Origin of the sequence: Pseudomonas plecoglossicida NBRC 103162 = DSM 15088 (genome assembly GCF_000730665.1) — a bacterium.
Lineage (GTDB): Bacteria > Pseudomonadota > Gammaproteobacteria > Pseudomonadales > Pseudomonadaceae > Aquipseudomonas > Aquipseudomonas plecoglossicida.
Genome location: NZ_BBIV01000005.1, coordinates 212,072 through 229,120, shown reverse-complemented (window position 1 = coordinate 229,120; position 17,049 = coordinate 212,072). Strand labels below are relative to the sequence as shown.

The 17,049-nt window shown below is 64.1% G+C and carries 12 protein-coding genes; 6 read left to right on the top strand and 6 right to left on the bottom strand.

Annotation, left to right across the window (positions count from 1 at the left end):
• Positions 1 to 69: 69 nt before the first annotated feature.
• Together glyA and PPL01S_RS04000 are read right to left on the bottom strand one after the other, a co-directional pair.
• Positions 70 to 1,323, bottom strand: a complete 1,254-nt coding sequence (gene glyA, locus PPL01S_RS04005; RefSeq protein ID WP_028625282.1) for a serine hydroxymethyltransferase — start codon at positions 1,321 to 1,323, stop codon at positions 70 to 72.
• Positions 1,324 to 1,527: 204 nt separating this feature from the next.
• Positions 1,528 to 5,358, bottom strand: a complete 3,831-nt coding sequence (locus PPL01S_RS04000) for a sensor domain-containing protein (RefSeq protein WP_016392864.1) — start codon at positions 5,356 to 5,358, stop codon at positions 1,528 to 1,530.
• Between the two features lie 251 nt (positions 5,359 to 5,609).
• On the opposite strand from PPL01S_RS04000, the gene PPL01S_RS03995 reads away from it, so the two are divergent.
• The 3 genes from PPL01S_RS03995 (at position 5,610) to gdhA (ending at position 9,475) form a co-directional block, all read left to right on the top strand.
• Positions 5,610 to 6,002 (top strand): hypothetical protein, encoded by a 393-nt coding sequence (locus PPL01S_RS03995; protein ID WP_028625283.1) that lies wholly within the window; start codon positions 5,610 to 5,612, stop codon positions 6,000 to 6,002.
• Between the two features lie 197 nt (positions 6,003 to 6,199).
• A complete protein-coding gene (ettA, locus tag PPL01S_RS03990) occupies positions 6,200 to 7,867 on the top strand; it encodes an energy-dependent translational throttle protein EttA (RefSeq protein WP_016392862.1) in 1,668 nt (555 codons plus the stop codon).
• Positions 7,868 to 8,134: 267 nt separating this feature from the next.
• Positions 8,135 to 9,475: an NADP-specific glutamate dehydrogenase gene (gene gdhA, locus PPL01S_RS03985; RefSeq protein WP_016392861.1), complete on the top strand. Its 1,341-nt coding sequence runs from the start codon at positions 8,135 to 8,137 to the stop codon at positions 9,473 to 9,475.
• A 111-nt stretch (positions 9,476 to 9,586) separates the two neighbouring features.
• Here the strand turns inward: gdhA and PPL01S_RS03980 are convergent, their stop codons facing one another.
• The 4 genes from PPL01S_RS03980 to PPL01S_RS03965 all read right to left on the bottom strand — a co-directional run bounded on the left by PPL01S_RS03980 (position 9,587) and on the right by PPL01S_RS03965 (position 13,087).
• Entirely contained in the window at positions 9,587 to 10,084 is a 498-nt protein-coding gene (locus PPL01S_RS03980; protein ID WP_028625284.1) for a GreA/GreB family elongation factor, read from the bottom strand.
• Positions 10,085 to 10,152: 68 nt separating this feature from the next.
• On the bottom strand, positions 10,153 to 10,509 hold the full coding sequence (locus tag PPL01S_RS03975; RefSeq protein ID WP_016392859.1) for a lipoprotein: 357 nt from the start codon (positions 10,507 to 10,509) through the stop codon (positions 10,153 to 10,155).
• 159 nt (positions 10,510 to 10,668) lie between these two features.
• Positions 10,669 to 12,522, bottom strand: a complete 1,854-nt coding sequence (locus PPL01S_RS03970; RefSeq protein WP_016392858.1) for an Lnb N-terminal periplasmic domain-containing protein — start codon at positions 12,520 to 12,522, stop codon at positions 10,669 to 10,671.
• A gap of 76 nt (positions 12,523 to 12,598) precedes the next feature.
• A complete protein-coding gene (locus tag PPL01S_RS03965) occupies positions 12,599 to 13,087 on the bottom strand; it encodes a DUF3015 domain-containing protein (RefSeq protein ID WP_016392857.1) in 489 nt (162 codons plus the stop codon).
• 254 nt (positions 13,088 to 13,341) lie between these two features.
• Here PPL01S_RS03965 and PPL01S_RS03960 point away from each other — a divergent pair, with 254 nt between their 5' ends.
• The 3 genes from PPL01S_RS03960 (at position 13,342) to PPL01S_RS03950 (ending at position 16,893) form a co-directional block, all read left to right on the top strand.
• Positions 13,342 to 15,780, top strand: coding sequence for a Lon protease family protein (locus PPL01S_RS03960; protein WP_028625285.1), 2,439 nt, complete (start codon positions 13,342 to 13,344; stop codon positions 15,778 to 15,780).
• A gap of 163 nt (positions 15,781 to 15,943) precedes the next feature.
• The gene (locus PPL01S_RS03955) at positions 15,944 to 16,282 is read left to right on the top strand and encodes a PA4575 family protein (protein ID WP_016392855.1); all 339 of its coding nucleotides are present in this window, start codon (positions 15,944 to 15,946) and stop codon (positions 16,280 to 16,282) included.
• A gap of 122 nt (positions 16,283 to 16,404) precedes the next feature.
• Positions 16,405 to 16,893: a TIGR00645 family protein gene (locus tag PPL01S_RS03950; RefSeq protein WP_008092009.1), complete on the top strand. Its 489-nt coding sequence runs from the start codon at positions 16,405 to 16,407 to the stop codon at positions 16,891 to 16,893.
• Positions 16,894 to 17,049 lie beyond the last annotated feature (156 nt).

Below are 17,049 nucleotides of genomic sequence, written 5' to 3'. Positions count from 1 at the left end.
CTGAAGCCGCACAGGTTAACGAAAAAGCCCGGCACAAGGCCGGGCTTTTTCACATCGGGCGATTGCCGATCAGTTGCCGTAGACCGGCAGCTTCTTGCAGATGGCCTTGACCTTCTCACGCACGGCGTCGATCACCGCTTCGTTGTTCAGGTCAGCCAGGATGTCGCAGATCCAGCCGGCCAGTTCCTTGCACTCGGCTTCCTTGAAACCACGGGTGGTGACGGCTGGGGTGCCGAAACGCAGGCCCGAGGTCACGAACGGCGAACGTGGGTCGTTCGGCACCGAGTTCTTGTTGACGGTGATGAAGGCCTTGCCCAGGGCGGCGTCGGCGTCCTTGCCGGAGATTTCCTGCTTGATCAGCGACAGCAGGAACAGGTGGTTCTGGGTGCCGCCGGAAACGACGTCGAAACCACGCTCGATGAATACGCTGGCCATGGCCTGGGCGTTCTTCACCACTTGCTGCTGGTAGGCCTTGAACTCAGGCTGCAGGGCTTCCTTGAAGCAGATGGCCTTGGCGGCGATCACGTGCTCCAGCGGGCCGCCCTGGGCGCCTGGGAAGACGGCGGAGTTCAGCTTCTTCTCGATGTCGGCGTTGGCACGGGCCAGGATCAGGCCGCCACGCGGGCCGCGCAGGGTCTTGTGGGTGGTGGTGGTGACCACGTCGGCGAACGGCACCGGGTTCGGGTACACGCCAGCGGCAACCAGGCCGGCAACGTGGGCCATGTCGACGAACAGGTAGGCACCCACCTTGTCGGCGATGGCGCGGAAGCGCGGGAAGTCCAGCACTTGCGAGTAGGCCGAGAAGCCGGCAACGATCATTTTCGGCTTGTGCTCGACGGCCAGGCGCTCGACTTCGTCGTAGTCGATCAGGCCGTTGGCGTCGATGCCGTACTGGATGGCGTTGTACAGCTTGCCCGAGGAGCTGACGGAAGCACCGTGGGTCAGGTGGCCACCGTGGGCCAGGCTCATGCCCAGGATGGTGTCACCGGCCGACAGCAGGGCCAGGTAGACAGCGGCGTTGGCCTGGGAGCCGGCGTGCGGCTGGACGTTGGCGTAGTCGGCGCCGAACAGTTCCTTGGCGCGGTCGATGGCCAGTTGCTCGACCACGTCGACGTACTCGCAACCGCCGTAGTAGCGCTTGCCTGGGTAGCCTTCGGCGTACTTGTTGGTCAGCACCGAACCCTGGGCTTCCATCACGGCTGGGCTGGTGTAGTTTTCCGAAGCGATCAGCTCGATATGCTCTTCCTGGCGCAGAGCTTCTTGCTGCATGGCTTCGAAGAGCTCGGCGTCGTACTTGGCAATGGTCAAATCACGGCTGAACATAACGGTCCTCAAGGATCGGGCGGGGATTGGGGGGGCATTCTAACCGATTGATTCGCGCCTGGCATATGAAGTGGCGTCAAGTCGCGGACCAATGGGCTTCATGTTGTATCCCGCGCCGTGTCTGGGCTGGCTGGGGGGCGGGAGTTGACTTTGGGGTCCGATTTTTGGGGGCGCTTTGCGCCCCAATCGCCGCCACAGGCCCCATCAATGGAACATGAACAGCGTCTCGTTGGCGAACTGCGCCTCGAACTGGTTCGCCGCCATCGGCCGCCCGAACAGGTAGCCCTGCACCTCGTCACAACCATGCTCGCGCAGGAACTCCAGTTGCTCATGAGTCTCCACGCCCTCGGCGATCACCGCCAGGTTGAGGCTGTGGGCCATGGCGATGATCGCCCGGGCAATCTGCGCATCCTGCTCGCCTTCGGGCAGGCCGTCGACGAAGGTGCGGTCGATCTTCAGCACGTCGATGGGGAACTGCTTGAGGTAGTTGAGCGACGAGTAGCCGGTACCGAAGTCGTCGACCGCGATGCTCAGGCCCAGCACCTTCAGGCTGTCGAGAATCTGCATCGCCTCGTTGACGTCGCGCATCAGGATACTTTCGGTCAGCTCCAGTTCCAGGCAGGCCGGCGGCAGCCTGGTTTCCTCCAGGATCGAGGCGATGCGGTTGCCCAGCTGGCCATCGGAGAACTGCCGTGCCGAGATGTTCACCGACACCTTCGGCACGCGCACCTTGGCCGTGTGCCAGGCCTTGAGCTGGCGGCTGGCTTCGCGCAGTACCCAGTCGCCGACGTCCACCACCAGCCCCAGCTCCTCGATCACCGGGATGAAGTCGCCCGGCGGCACCAGGCCGCGGGTCGGGTGACGCCAGCGCAGCAGCGCCTCGGCACCGGTCAGGCGTTTGCCGTCGCCGCTGAACTGCGGCTGGTAGAAGAGGATGAACTCGTTCTGTTCCAGGGCGTGGCGCAGGTCGCTCTCCAGCTCCAGGCGCTCCAGGGCGCTGGCGTTCATCTCGGCCTGGTAGAACTGGAAGTTGTTCTTGCCGCGCTCCTTGGCGTGGTACATGGCAGTGTCGGCGTTCTTCATCAGCTGGCTCAGCTCGCTGCCGTCCTGCGGGCTCAGTGCGATACCGATGCTGGCGGTGACGAAGAACTCGCGGTTTTCCAGCACGAATGGCCGCACCAGGCTGCCGAGGATGTTCTCGGCCACGTGGATGGCGCGGTTCAGCGCCATCTCGCGGGTGGCGCGCGGTTGCAGCAGCAGGGTGAACTCGTCGCCCCCCATGCGCGCCACGGTGTCGTCATCGTCGACGCAGGCCAGCAGGCGCAGAGCCATGTCCTTGAGCATGCGGTCGCCTGCGGCGTGGCCCAGGGAGTCGTTGATCGGCTTGAAGCGGTCGAGGTCGAGGAACATCAGCACCACCCACGCCTTTTGCCGCTCGGCCTGTTGCAGGGCCGTGTGCAGGCGGTCCTGGAACAGCGTGCGGTTGGGCAGGTGGGTAAGGGCGTCGTAGTAGGCCAGGCGGTGGATGCGCTGTTCGCTGGCCTTGCGCTCGCTGATGTCGGTGAAGAAGCACACGTAGCTGGCCAGGTCGCCTTCGTCGTCCAGCACCGCGGTAATGCCGACCCAGGCCGGATAGGGATCGCCGTCGCGGCGCTTGAGCCACACTTCGCCTTCCCAGCTGCCACGCTGGTGCAGCTGTTTGAGCACATAGCGCAGGTGGCCTTCCTGCTGCTCGTCGACCGTCAGCATGCCGGGCAATTGGTCGAGCACGTCGCTCATGGCATGGCCGCTGACCCGGCTGAAGGCTTCGTTGGCCTGCACGATGTAGCCGGCCGGGTCGGTGATGAGGATCGCCGAGGTGGAGTGCTCGAACACCGTGGCGGCCATGCGCAGGTCTTTTTCCGCGCGGCGCTGCTGGCTGATGTCACGGCCGACGCCGAGCACGCCCTCGAACCGCTGGTGGTCGTCCCACACCAGCACCAGGCGCAGCTCGATGGGGATCTTGCGGCCATCGGCGCGCAGGCAGTCGAACAGGAACAGTTGGGTCGGCAGTTGCTCGCGCAGTTGCGCCAGTTGCTCGGCATCACCCATGGCCCGGCTGACCCGCTCCATCAGGCTGTAGATGCCGGTGAGCTGGGCCGGGTTGGCGATGATCGACTGCCAGCCGTTGTCGAAGATCCATTCGGCCGGGTAGCCCAGCACCGCGTGTATCGAGGGGCTCACATAGTTGAGCTGCAACTGGCTGTCGGTGGAGAAGATCACGTCGCTGATGCTCTCGGCGAGCATGCGGTAGCGTTGTTCGCTGTCGCGCAGCGACTGGCTGGCTTCGATCTGCACGGTGACGTCCTTGGCCACGCCGATGATACGGGTGACCTGGCCGTCGCCGTCGCGGGCAAGCACTTGTTCGCGGATGTCGTAGCAGCGCCAGCCGCCGTCGCGATGGCGAAAGCGCAGTTGGGTGTGCAGCGACTGGCTGTGACCGCTGTCGCGCTGCTGCTGGCGCAGGGCCCGGTAGCTGGCGGCGTCTTCGGGGTGCAGCAGCAGTTCCCAGAAGCGCTCGCCCATCTGCGCCAGCTCGGTGCGGTCGTAGCCCAGGGTCTGGCCAAGGTGGCGGTTGCTGAAGATCATGCGCTGGCTGAGCATGTCCTGCACATACAGCTGGTCGGGGACGGTACGCACCACGTCCGACCAGAAGCTTTCCCGCTCCAGCAGCGACAGCTCCACCTGTTTGCGGCTGGTGATGTCGCTGATGCTCAGGATCACCGCCTGGTAGTCGCGGCGCTGCTGCGGCAGGCGGGCCATCAGCCACAGGTGCAGCTCGCCGCCCAGGGGGGCAGGCAGGCGCACCTCCAGTTCGAGGGAGGGGCGCTGCTCGATCAGTGCGTCGATCAATTGCATGCCGACACTGTCCAGGCCATCGCCGCTGCCATCGATCAGCCGTTGCCAGGCGCCTTCGTGGCATTGGACGTTGAGCAGCTGGCGCGCCACCTGGTTGATTTCGGTGATCTTCAGTTCCTGCAGCAGCGCGCGGCGCAGGTTGGGCTCGAGCGCCAGGCTCTGCTTGAGCGCGGCGAGGTTGCGCAGGTGGTAGCGGTCGATCTTGCCGGGCAGGCTGGCAAGATCGAGCACGCACAGGGCCACACCGGTGCCCTCGAAGATCTCCTGGTAGCGCCGGCGGTCTTCCTGCAGCGCGCGCTGGCGACGGCGCATGTTGATCAGCGCCAGCACCGGCAAAAGGGCGCAGAACAACGCCAGCAGGCACTTGCCGAGCAACGCCGGCAGCAGTTGCTGGCGGGCGAAGCCTGCATCGAACAGGCCGCGCAGTTGCCAGGTGCTGTTGTCGATGAAGGCCAGCATCACGCTCTGCAGCGGCTCATCGCTGGTCGCCGTAGGGGCATGGCGCTGCAGCACTTCGCCGCTGCGGCTGTTTTCCAGCAACCACAGGGGGTGACCGGAGCGGTCCAGGGGGGCGGTCAGGGCCTGGTAGTAGTCGCTGGACAGGCGCAACAGCCAGTAGCCGCGGTCCTGTTCGCTGGCCTGGCGCAGCAGCAGGTAAAGGGTGCGGTTGTCTGCCGAGTTGGTGAAAAAGTACGCACGGCCCTGGTTCAGCTCCAGCACTTCGTCGATCAGCTGGCGGTCGGGGCTGCCGGTCAGGCTGTCGGCGCTCAATTGCCCGGCGTGGTCGATCCAGGCCAGCTCGCGCAGGCCGGGAAGGCGTTCGCGCAAGGTCGCCAGCAGGCTGGGCAGGGCTGCCGGGGCAGGCGCCCTGGTGTAGGGTTGGACCACATTCAGCGCCTGCTGGGCCTGCAGTGCCATGTTCAGGTGCAGGCGGTCGGCAAGCTCCGCGCTGGTCTCCAGGTTCTGCTGGCGCTGGTCCGCCTGGGTATGGCTGAACTGCGCGAGCAGTTGCCAGAGCAGCAGGCCCAGCAGGACCAACGCGAGCAATGCCAACGCACCCTTTATCGAACCGCGCAGGGACGCGACCGGGGCCGAGGTGGCAGGGCACAGCGACGACGGTTTCTTGTAATTGGTCAAGCGTTGGACCTGCGATTGGGCTGGCGATGGCAGGGAGAGCTATGTACGGTGCGTACCGGCGGCCGCAGAGGCCCGAACCGTGGTGGCGCACTATAAAGCCGGGCACCCGAAACGGGCTAGTATTATGGCAACGTGCCAGCTTTCTTGTCTGCTGCCGACGGTCGTGGTCCGGGCCGCGGGTTCGGCAAGACCCTGCTTCCTGTGCGAGAATACCGCCCGCTTCAATGACAACGCTTCGGAGATGTTCGGTTTTGGTTACTCACTTTTCCTCCAATGGCCTCGATTCCGCCTGCGGGCGCAGCAGTCAGACCCTTGTCAGCACTGCCGTGACCGCGGACGTATCGTGCAGGTCGTGCCAGCGCTCGCTGGTCAAGCCTGAGGCGGCAGCTGCCGCGAAAAACAAGACGCCGTCGCTGGCCGAACTGCGCAAGACCGCCAAGGCGGCAGCGCCGGTCGAGACGGTAGCCGCGAGCAAGCCGGCGGCCAAGCTCGTCAGTGCGCCTGCCGCCAAGCCGGCCAAGGCCGTCGAGCAGCCAGCCCGCAGTGGTGGCTTCAGCGTGAAGGCTGCCTACGCCGCGCGCCTGGCCGAGCAGGGCGAGCGTTGCCGGTTGCCGCGGGGCAAGGCCAAGCAGCGCCAAGTCTGATTTTTGTGATGCCCTTTCCGGCCTTATTGCCGGCGATGGGCCGCTCAGCGGCCCCAATCATCCCCACCACCCTGTGAAATGCCGCGTGTTGGCGTAGAATGGGCGTCTTTGTTCAATCACATCTCGTAAACACATCGCCCTGGCCCATGCCGGGGCGATCGTCGATGTCTTTATCTATCTGATTAGAGGGCTTGGTTTTGGCTCAATACGTCTACACCATGCATCGGCTGAGCAAGGTCGTGCCGCCGAAGCGGGAAATTCTCAAGAACATTTCCCTGTCGTTCTTCCCGGGCGCCAAGATCGGCGTGCTCGGCCTGAACGGCGCGGGCAAGTCGACCCTGCTGCGGATCATGGCGGGCGTCGACAAGGAATTCGACGGCGAAGCCCGTCCGATGCCCGACATCAACGTGGGCTACCTGCCACAGGAACCGCAACTGGACCCGAACAAGTCCGTGCGCGAAGTGGTCGAGGAAGCGGTCAGCGTGATCAAGGACGCCCAGGCGCGCCTGGACGAGGTCTACGCGGCCTACGCCGACCCTGATGCCGACTTCGACAAGCTGGCCGCCGAGCAGGCCAAGCTCGAGGCCATCCTGCAGGCGGCCGACGGCCACAACCTGGAGCGTCAGCTGGACGTCGCCGCCGACGCCCTGCGCCTGCCGGCCTGGGATGCGCGCATCGAGCACCTGTCCGGTGGCGAGAAGCGCCGTGTGGCGCTGTGCCGCCTGCTGCTGTCGGCCCCCGACATGCTGCTGCTCGACGAACCGACCAACCACCTGGACGCCGACTCGGTGGCCTGGCTGGAGCGCTTCCTGCACGACTTCCCGGGCACCGTGGTAGCCATTACCCACGACCGTTACTTCCTCGACAACGTCGCTGGCTGGATCCTTGAGCTGGACCGCGGTGCCGGTATCCCGTACGAAGGCAACTACTCGGGCTGGCTGGAGGCCAAGTCGGATCGTCTGGCGCAGGAATCCAAGCAGCAGAGCGCCCACGAGAAGGCCATGAAAGAGGAACTGGAGTGGGTGCGCAAAGGCGCCAAGGCCCGCCAGTCGAAATCCAAGGCCCGTCTGCAGCGCTTCGAAGAGATGCAGTCGCAGGAGTTCCAGAAGCGCAGCGAGACCAACGAGATCTACATCCCGGCCGGTCCGCGCCTGGGCGACAAGGTCATCGAGTTCAAGAACGTTACCAAGGGCTATGGCGACCGCGTGCTGATCGACAACCTGTCGTTCGCCATGCCGAAGGGCGCCATCGTCGGCGTGATCGGTGGTAACGGTGCCGGTAAATCGACCCTGTTCCGCATGCTGATGGGCAAGGAACAACCGGATTCGGGCAGCATCGAGATCGGTGAAACCGTGCAGCTGGCCTGCGTGGACCAGAGCCGCGAAGACCTGGACGGTGGCAAGACCGTGTTCCAGCAGGTTTCCGACGGCTCCGACATGATCCGCATCGGCAACTACGAGATCCCCTCGCGTACCTACGTTGGCCGCTTCAACTTCAAGGGTGGCGACCAGCAGAAGTTCGTCAAGGACCTCTCCGGTGGTGAGCGTGGCCGCCTGCACCTGGCCCTGACCCTGAAGGAGGGCGGCAACGTCCTGCTGCTCGACGAACCGTCCAACGACCTCGACGTCGAAACCCTGCGTTCGCTGGAAGAAGCCCTGCTGGACTTCCCGGGCGCCGCGATCGTGATTTCCCACGACCGTTGGTTCCTGGACCGTGTGGCCACCCACATCCTGGCCTACGAGGACGACTCGAACGTGGTGTTCTTCGAGGGCAACTACACCGAGTACGAAGCCGACCGCAAGAAGCGCCTGGGCGATGCCGCTGCCCAGCCGCACCGTGTACGGCACAAGAAGCTGGCCCAGTAAGCCGGTTTCGGATGCACAGCAATGGGGCCCTTCGGGGCCCCATTTTTGTGCCTGGTGTCTGCTCGGCGCCGCCGTTATCGCAAGCCCGCAGACCAGGGTTTGCTGGTCCGAGATCCACGCACCGCTAATCTGATTTTGTATACATTTATATATATCGCACCAAATAATTTCAAAAAAACGACATTTCGCCCTATTCCAGTGCGTTTGCTTCTTGGTACATTTCCGAAAAAACCAAAAAGTCCAATCCCTCTTGGTGAGACGTCTACCATGATCGAATCTGTCGACCATTTCCTCGCGCGCCTGAAGCAACGTGACCCGGCGCAACCTGAATTCCACCAGGCCGTCGAAGAGGTGCTGCGCAGCCTCTGGCCGTTCCTCGAAGCCAATCCCCACTACCTTGAAGCCGGCATCCTCGAGCGCATGGTCGAACCCGAGCGCGCCGTTCTGTTCCGCGTGTCGTGGGTCGACGACCAGGGCAAGGTGCAGGTCAACCGCGGCTACCGCATCCAGATGAGCAGCGCCATCGGCCCGTACAAGGGCGGCCTGCGCTTCCACCCGTCGGTGAACCTGGGCGTGCTGAAGTTCCTGGCCTTCGAGCAAGTGTTCAAGAACTCCCTCACCTCGCTGCCCATGGGCGGCGGCAAAGGTGGCTCGGACTTCGATCCGAAGGGCAAGAGCGATGCCGAAGTCATGCGCTTCTGCCAGGCCTTCATGAGCGAGCTGTACCGCCACATCGGCGCCGACCTCGACGTGCCGGCCGGTGACATCGGCGTGGGCGCCCGCGAGATCGGCTTCATGTTCGGCCAGTACAAGCGCCTGGCCAACCAGTTCACCTCGGTGCTGACCGGCAAGGGCATGACCTACGGCGGCAGCCTGATCCGCCCTGAAGCCACCGGCTACGGCTGTGTGTACTTCGCCGAAGAAATGCTCAAGCGCCAGGACCTGCGCATCGATGGCCGTCGCGTGGCCGTTTCCGGCTCGGGCAACGTGGCCCAGTACGCAGCGCGCAAGGTCATGGACCTGGGCGGCAAGGTCATCTCGCTGTCGGACTCCGAAGGCACCCTGTACGCCGAGGCGGGCCTGACCGACGCCCAGTGGGACGCGCTGATGCACCTGAAGAACGTCAAGCGTGGCCGTATCAGCGAGCTGGCCGAGCAGTTCGGCCTTGAGTTCCGCAAGGGCCAGACTCCGTGGAGCCTGCCGTGCGACATCGCCCTGCCGTGCGCCACGCAGAACGAACTGGATATCGAAGACGCGCGCACCCTGCTGCGCAATGGCTGCATCTGCGTCGCCGAAGGCGCCAACATGCCGACCACCCTGGAGGCTGTGGATCTGTTCATCGAGGCCGGCATCCTCTATGCCCCGGGCAAGGCGTCGAACGCCGGTGGCGTGGCAGTGTCGGGCCTGGAGATGTCGCAGAACGCCATGCGCCTGCTGTGGACAGCAGGCGAAGTGGACAGCAAGCTGCACAACATCATGCAGTCGATTCACCATGCTTGCGTGCATTACGGTGAAGAGGCCGATGGCAAGATCAACTACGTGAAGGGCGCGAACATCGCAGGCTTCGTGAAAGTTGCCGACGCCATGCTGGCCCAGGGCGTGGTCTGATACAGGCCCTGGGGGCTGCTTTGCAGCCCAATCGCCGGCAAGCCTGCTCCCACAGCTGAACAATGTGGGAGCAGGCTTGGTGGCGATTGGGGCGCGCAGCGGCCCTGCCTTTCAACCTTCGCCCACGATCTCGATGATTTCTATCGACTGATCCCCCACCGGCCGCTGCCACATCACCTCATCCCCAGGCCCGGCCCCCAGCAACGCCCGCCCCAACGGCGAACCCCAGTTGATCAGCCCATGGCTGGCATCGGCTTCATCTTCCCCGACCAGCCGCACCACGTGCTCCTGGTCTTGCTCATCTAAAAACCTCACCTGGCTACCAATCTGCACCTTGTCGACCGAGGTGGCGGCAGGCACCACCTGCGCGCTCTGCACCCGGGCGCTGAAATAGCGCAGGTCGCGTTCGGTATCGGCCAGGCGTTGTTTGTCCGCGTGCTCGCCTTGAGCCTGCAATTCACTGCGCAAGGCATTGAGCTCGGCAACGCGCTGCTGCAGCTGGTGCAGACCACTGGCGGTGACGTAGTTGGGTTGGTCGCTGACCCGCCGCTCCACCGGTTGATCGGCCTGGGCGGCGGCCTGGTCCTCGTTGACGAATGCTCGGCTCATTGGCAGGCCTCCTTGTGCTGGAGACCATGGTGACAGGTCGGTGGTTTCAAGGGATGTCCGCTTGCGACCTAGTCGTGGCGATAGGCACGTGCGGCGTCGCGGTCTTTCTCCTGCTGCCATTCGCGGTCACGCTCGTTCCAGTAGCGGTCACGGTATTGGCGTTCATCGTCGTCTTTCTGGATGGCGTTGCACTGGCGAAAGCCATCGTCCCAGCCGCTTTCGTACTGGCGGTTCTGCAGGTAGCGCGAGACATCCTTGCGAAAGTCGCCGGCCATCGATTCGGCGGCCTGGTGGCCACTGCTGCAGCCGTCCTTGAAACCGTCGGCGTAGGAAGGGGGGTAGCCTTGGCTGAGCATTTGCTCGTGGGTGGATTCGCAGCCTGCCAGGAGCAAGGCGATGCAGAGGCCGAACCAGTACCGCGACATGAATTTCAAGGCCTCCTGAGTGATACAGGAAAGTCTAGGTGCTCAGTTGTCGTGGGGCTGTCAAAAGCGTGTCAAAGCGTCGGTTGGTTCACAAGGTTGCCTGTACCGGCCCCATCGCCGGCTTGCCGGCGATGGGGCCGGTACAGGCAACATCCAACTTCAATAGTGATACCACTTCAGCTCCAGCATCACCTCATTCTGCGCCGTCGCCAGATGGCTGAACTCCCGCGAAGCACTCAGTCGCAAACCCAGGTTCTGGCTGATTTCCCACTGCTGGTTCAGGCTCACGTTACGCCGCACTTCGCCATTGGTGAAGTAGTCCCCCTTGGCCTCCAGCGTCAGGTTGCCCAGCCCGTTGCGCCACAGCAGCCCGCCATTGAACCCCGCCGCCGGGGCGACGAACTGGGCGAAGTCGTTGTGGTGCTCGACCCGCACGGTACCCAGGGCAAAGCCCAGCAACCCGTCGGCCAGTTGCCAGGTCCCCCCGGCGCCGCCGTTGACATGGCTCACCAGCACCTCGTCGTCATGCTTGCCCGGCACCCGTTCCAGGCCGCCGGCCACCTGCCATGACCAGGGCTTGAGCAGTTCGTTGCGCGGTGTCAGCGAGCGGATCGTCGCCAGGTCCAGGCGTTGCACCTGCCAGTCGTTGCCTTCGTACTGGCGCAGCTTGAGCTGGAGGATTTCGATCTGTGCGCCGAGGGGGAAGCCGTAGGCGTTGTCGTTGAGGTCGTGATAGGCCATGCGCAGGCCGTACTCGGCGTAGGCACGGTCTTCGCGTGTGCCGACCCCCAGTTGCCAGGTGCGCGAGTCATGGCCGTCCTCGGGCAGGCCGGGGCGTTCGATCTGCAACGGCGGCGGCGGGTTGCTGTTGATCGCCCGCAGCAGCTCGAAACTGCGCCGTGCCTGGCCGGGGTCGCGCTCCTGGCCATTGGCGCGGTAGCGCTCCAGGCGGTACGCGGCATCCTGCACCAAGGCCTGGCGGTCGCGGGGCAGGGCGGTGAACGCGGGGCTTTGCAACTGAGCCGTGTCGGCACTCACTGCCAGTACCTGGCGCTTTTCGTCGTGGTCCAAGGGCTCTGCGCGGGCCAGCAGTTCGCGTTCGCGCGACGGGCGGTAGGTTTCACTGGCGACCAGCCCCGACTGCTTCACCGCCTTGACCGTATCGGTGGGGATGGCGGTGATCGGGAACTGCGAGGTCAGGTCCAGGCTCGGCCGGGCCACTTGCAGCAATTCGAGCAAACGGTACGAGCAGTTTTCGTCGAAGAAGAAATAGTCGAACTGGACCTGCTTGAGCTCCCACACATGCTCGACCATGCGCCCGGTTTCCTCGGGCGTCAGGTCCAGCTGGTATTCCCACAGGTCGCGGTTCTCCAGGCTGCGGTACTCGGAGAGTTTTTCCTGGTAGGGCATCAGCGCGAACAGGCCCGGGTAGCCGCCCATCAGGCCTTTCCAGGCGTACAGGATGCTGTTGTCGCTGCCTTCGATGTAGGCGCCGAAGTTGATCGCGTAGCTCAGCAGCGTGGTGTCGTCGCTGCGGGTGGTGGACTGGTCGATGCGCAGCAGGGTATGGCCGAACATCGACGACGGGCTGTTCAGGTAGGCCGCCGGGAAGATCAAGGCAGCACTGTGCGGGTCGATCGACTGGTACCAGGTCTTGAACTCCTGGCAGTCCGGCTGCGGCAGGCCTTGCAGGTCAAGCTGCTCGCGCAGCCAGCGGGTGCGCGCGGGGAAGACGCACTGGGCGTGCTTGTCGCCAAGGCTGGCCGGGGCATACAGCGCCTGCACCGTGGCCCGCAGTTCGCGGTCCGGGTGGTGCGCGCCGTCGTCGGCGAGGAAGAAGTTGTCATCGTCCACATAGCTGCGCCAGCCGCCAAGCTTGGCGGTTTCATAATGGCCCAGGGCAATCCAGTAAGGGGTGTTGGCCAGTTGCTGGAGACGGCCTTCATCCAGCACGGGTGCAGCATGGAGCGGGGCGCAGGCACACAGCGCCAGGTAAGCGAGGCGTTTGAGCATGTCGGGCAACTACGTCTGAACGATGCCGAAAGAAAGGGCGAAGCCCGCCCCGGAGCCGGGGCGGGAGCAACCGGCATCAGGCCTCGGTAGCGTACTTGGCCAGGCGCGGGTCGTTCTTCAGAACGGCGAGGGTGTTGCTGTGGACAGTCTCGGCAGTCACGTCGGCGCTGCTGAAGATCTGGTTGAAGTGCTGGTGGGCGACCGAAGCGAAGTAGCTGCGGTCTTCCGGTGCCACGCCAAGGACCACGGCATAGGTGGTCAGGGCTTCGCCCTGGCCCATGGCCATGTCTTCGGACAGTTCGTTCATCATGCCGTTCATGGCGAACCAGGACTTGCCACCGTAGGTCAGCGAGGCCTTGGTGGAGCAGCCGTTGGTGCCGGAGGTCATGCCGAAGGTGGCGTTGCCGGAGGTGCCGTTGGTGGTGGAGGCCAGGAAGTGGGCCGGTGTGCCGCGCTGGCCTTCGAACAGCATGTTGCCCCAGCCGCAGTTTGGGCCACCTGGCGCTTCGGCCATGGCGTTGAGGGAGACCACGGTGAACAGAGTACCCAGAAGAATCCGTTTCATAGCATTTGTTCTCTATTTGTCTTAACCAAGGGTCAGGGTTTCTGGCAACTCGGTTGCCAGGTCGGGGAAGCATTTCACCCACCCGCGCAGCTTGGAGTTTAGGCACGATCTAAAGGTTGCGTCATTCATTGCGAAAAATTTGCTCCTGTACTACCGCGCGGGCGCTGCGACATAAAGTCCCGCCGAGCCTTGCAAGGCGCGCGCGGGCAGCGCCAGAATGCTGCGTATCCGCCCCGCCGAAGTAAGGAAACCCAATGCCCGATCCTGTCGCTGCGCGCCTGCGTCTTGCGCCTGAAGCCCTGACCCGGCGCTTCTCCCCCGAGCAGTTTGCCTTCACCCATACCGACGATCTGGAGCCGTTTCGCGGAGTCCTGGGCCAGGAACGAGCTGTCGAGGCCCTGCAATTCGGCGTGGCCATGCCGCGCCCTGGCTATAACGTTTATGTGATGGGCGAGCCCGGCACCGGCCGCTTCTCGTTCGTCAAGCGCTACCTCAAGGCCGAGGGCAAGCGTCAGCAGACCCCGGCCGACTGGGTCTACGTCAACCACTTCGACGACACCCGCGAACCGCGTGCCCTGGAACTGCCCTCGGGCAGCGCCGCAGAATTCACCAGCGACATGGGCGGGCTGATCGACAACCTGCTGGCCACCTTCCCGGCGGTGTTCGAGCACCCGTCCTACCAGCAGAAGAAGGGCGCCATCGATCGCGCCTTCAACCAGCGCTACGACCGTGCCCTGGATGTGATCGAGCGCGCCTCGCTGGAAAAGGACGTGGCCCTGTACCGCGATGCCAGCAATGTCGCCTTCACCCCGATGGCCGACGGCAAGGCGCTGGACGAAGCCGAGTTCGCCCAGCTGCCGGAGGAAGTGCGTGAGCAGTTCCACGAGGACATCGCCCTGCTCGAGGAACGCCTGAACGAGGAGCTCGCCAGCCTGCCGCAGTGGAAGCGCGAGTCGAACAACCAGCTGCGCCAGCTCAACGAAGAGACCATCACCCTGGCCCTGCAGCCGTTGCTGGCGCCGCTGTCGGAAAAGTACGCCGAGAACGCGGCGGTTTGCGCCTACCTGCAGTCCGTGCAGTTGAACCTGCTGCGCACCCTGGTCGAGCAACTGGTCGACGACAGCAAGACCGATGCCGTGGCGCGCAAGCTGCTCGAAGAACAGTACGCGCCGAGCCTGGTGGTCGGCCACCACGCCGACGGTGGGGCACCGGTGGTATTCGAGCCGCACCCGACCTACGACAACCTGTTCGGCCGTATCGAATACAGCACCGACCAGGGCGCGCTGTACACCTCGTACCGCCAGCTTCGCCCGGGTGCGCTGCACCGTGCCAATGGCGGCTTCCTGATCCTCGAAGCCGAGAAGATGCTTGGCGAGCCGTTTGTGTGGGATGCGCTCAAGCGTGCCCTGCAGTCGCGCAAGCTGAAGATGGAGTCGCCGCTGGGCGAGCTGGGCCGGGTCGCCACCGTCAGCCTGACGCCGCAGATGATCCCGCTCAACGTCAAGCTGGTGATCATCGGCTCGCGCCAGCTGTACTACGCGTTGCAGGACCACGATTCGGACTTCCAGGAGATGTTCCGGGTCCTGGTGGACTTCGACGAAGACATGCCCATGGTCGACGAGAACCTGGAGCAGTTCGCCCAGTTGCTGCGCACCCGCACCAACGAGGAAGGCATGGCGCCGCTGACCAGCGATGCGGTGGCACGCCTGGCCACCTACAGCGCGCGCCTGGCGGAAAACCAGTCGCGCCTGTCGGCCCGTATCGGCGACTTGTTCCAGCTGGTCAGCGAGGCCGATTTCATCCGCCAGCTGGCCAGTGACGAGATGACCGACGCCGGGCACATCGAGCGTGCGCTGAAGGCCAAGGCCACGCGTACCGGTCGTGTCTCGCAGCGGGTGCTCGACGACATGCTCGCCGGCATCATCCTGATCGACAGCGAGGGCGCGGCGATCGGCAAGTGCAACGGGCTCACCGTGCTGGAGGTCGGCGACTCGGCGTTCGGCATGCCGGCGCGCATTTCCGCCACTGTCTACCCGGGCGGCAGCGGCATCGTCGACATCGAGCGCGAGGTCAACCTGGGCCAGCCGATCCACTCCAAGGGCGTGATGATCCTCACCGGTTACCTGGGCAGCCGCTATGCCCAGGAATTCCCCCTGGCGATTTCGGCGAGCATTGCCCTGGAACAGTCCTACGGCTACGTGGACGGTGACAGTGCCTCGCTGGGTGAGGCCTGCACGCTGATTTCCGCCTTGTCGCGTACACCGCTCAAGCAGTGCTTCGCCATCACCGGCTCCATCAACCAGTTTGGCGAAGTGCAGGCGGTGGGCGGGGTCAACGAGAAGATCGAAGGCTTCTTCCGCCTCTGCGAGGCCCGCGGCCTGACCGGCGAGCAGGGGGTGATCATCCCGCGCGCCAACGTTGCCACGCTGATGCTCGACGAGCGCGTGCTGCAGGCGGTGGAGAACGGCGTGTTCCATGTCTATGCGGTCAGCCAGGCCGACGAGGCGCTGAGCCTGCTGGTGGGCGAGGACGCCGGTGAACAGGACGACAAGGGCCAGTTCAGCGAAGGCAGCGTCAACGCCCGGGTGGTCGAGCGCCTGCGCGAGATCGCCGAAATGATCAGCGAAGAAGAGATCGAGAGGGCGGAAAAGGAGCGCCTTGAAGAGGTGATTGCCCAGGCCAAGCCGGCCTGAGTCAATTAAACGGCGCTGGCGGCCATGTGCTACCGTTCAGCGCCGTTTTTCTAACTTTCCGTACCGTTCTTCTATGCTGGAACCTAAGGACGGCATCAGGGTTCAGGACGGAAACAGCCTGGGCATTCCAGGCTGAACAGGGCTCAATGGAGGGGACGCGGCCATGCGCAACCTCAGCCTTACTCGCCAGTGCCTGGGCCTGGTGACCCGCATCGAATGCAGCATCCGTCCGCTGGCGGGGGACAACGGCATGTGGACCTTGCTGTTCGCCGCCGGCATGGCCGGCGAGCAACCTTCGGCGATCAAGGCCCAGGGACCTTTCCATGGGCCGCTGGTGGCCGAATCGGTGCTCAACGCCATCGTCGACAGCCTGACCCTGCATGGCTATCAGGTGACGGAGGGGCCACAGATCTGGACGCTGCACCTGCAAGCGCAGCTGCGCCGGATCAATGGCGAACGTTGCCGCAACCTTGGGGACTACCAGTTCCATCCTGAATCCTGAAAGCAGGGCACACCACAGTCTGTGTGGGAGCCGGCTTGCCGGCGATGAGGCTTTTGCTGTCACAGGTGGCTGGCTATACTCGCGCACGCTTTTCCAGTCACCTGACGAGTCCCAAACCCTCCATGGAACGTATTCTCGAAAACGCGATGTATGCCTCGCGCTGGCTGCTCGCCCCCATCTACTTCGGTTTGTCCCTCGGCCTGCTGGCCCTGGCGCTGAAATTCTTCCAGGAAGTCATTCACGTCCTGCCCAACGTCTTCGCCCTGAGCGAAGCCGACCTGATCCTGGTGATCCTGTCGCTGATCGACATGTCGCTGGTGGGCGGCTTGCTGGTGATGGTGATGATCTCGGGCTACGAGAACTTCGTCTCGCAGCTGGACATCGACGACAGCAAGGAGAAGCTCAACTGGCTGGGCAAGATGGACTCCTCGTCGCTGAAGATGAAGGTGGCCGCCTCGATCGTGGCGATTTCGTCCATCCACCTGCTGCGGGTGTTCATGGATGCGCAGAACATCTCCACCGACTACCTGATGTGGTACGTGATCATCCACATGACCTTCGTGGTGTCGGCGTTCTGCATGGGCTACCTGGACAAGCTCACCAAGCACTGAGTCCTTTCCGGCCCCATCGCCGGCACACCACCTTGCCCTGTGGGAACCGGCTTGCCGGCGATGGGGCCAGCGCAGTCCAACTGACGAGCGGCGTCAGTTATGCCTTGTGCAATCTCCCACCTTGTACAAAAAATGAGCACTCATGCCTGGTTCCAC

Bases quoted from the DNA above. Each gene is read 5' to 3' on its own strand.
- glyA (WP_028625282.1), bottom strand. From the start codon at position 1,323: ATGTTCAGCCGTGATTTGACCATTGCCAAGTACGACGCCGAGCTCTTC.
- gdhA (WP_016392861.1), top strand. From the start codon at position 8,135: ATGATCGAATCTGTCGACCATTTCCTCGCGCGCCTGAAGCAACGTGAC.
- PPL01S_RS03980 (WP_028625284.1), bottom strand. From the start codon at position 10,084: ATGAGCCGAGCATTCGTCAACGAGGACCAGGCCGCCGCCCAGGCCGAT.
- PPL01S_RS03975 (WP_016392859.1), bottom strand. From the start codon at position 10,509: ATGTCGCGGTACTGGTTCGGCCTCTGCATCGCCTTGCTCCTGGCAGGC.
- PPL01S_RS03970 (WP_016392858.1), bottom strand. From the start codon at position 12,522: ATGCTCAAACGCCTCGCTTACCTGGCGCTGTGTGCCTGCGCCCCGCTC.
- PPL01S_RS03965 (WP_016392857.1), bottom strand. From the start codon at position 13,087: ATGAAACGGATTCTTCTGGGTACTCTGTTCACCGTGGTCTCCCTCAAC.
- PPL01S_RS03960 (WP_028625285.1), top strand. From the start codon at position 13,342: ATGCCCGATCCTGTCGCTGCGCGCCTGCGTCTTGCGCCTGAAGCCCTG.
- PPL01S_RS03955 (WP_016392855.1), top strand. From the start codon at position 15,944: ATGCGCAACCTCAGCCTTACTCGCCAGTGCCTGGGCCTGGTGACCCGC.
- PPL01S_RS03950 (WP_008092009.1), top strand. From the start codon at position 16,405: ATGGAACGTATTCTCGAAAACGCGATGTATGCCTCGCGCTGGCTGCTC.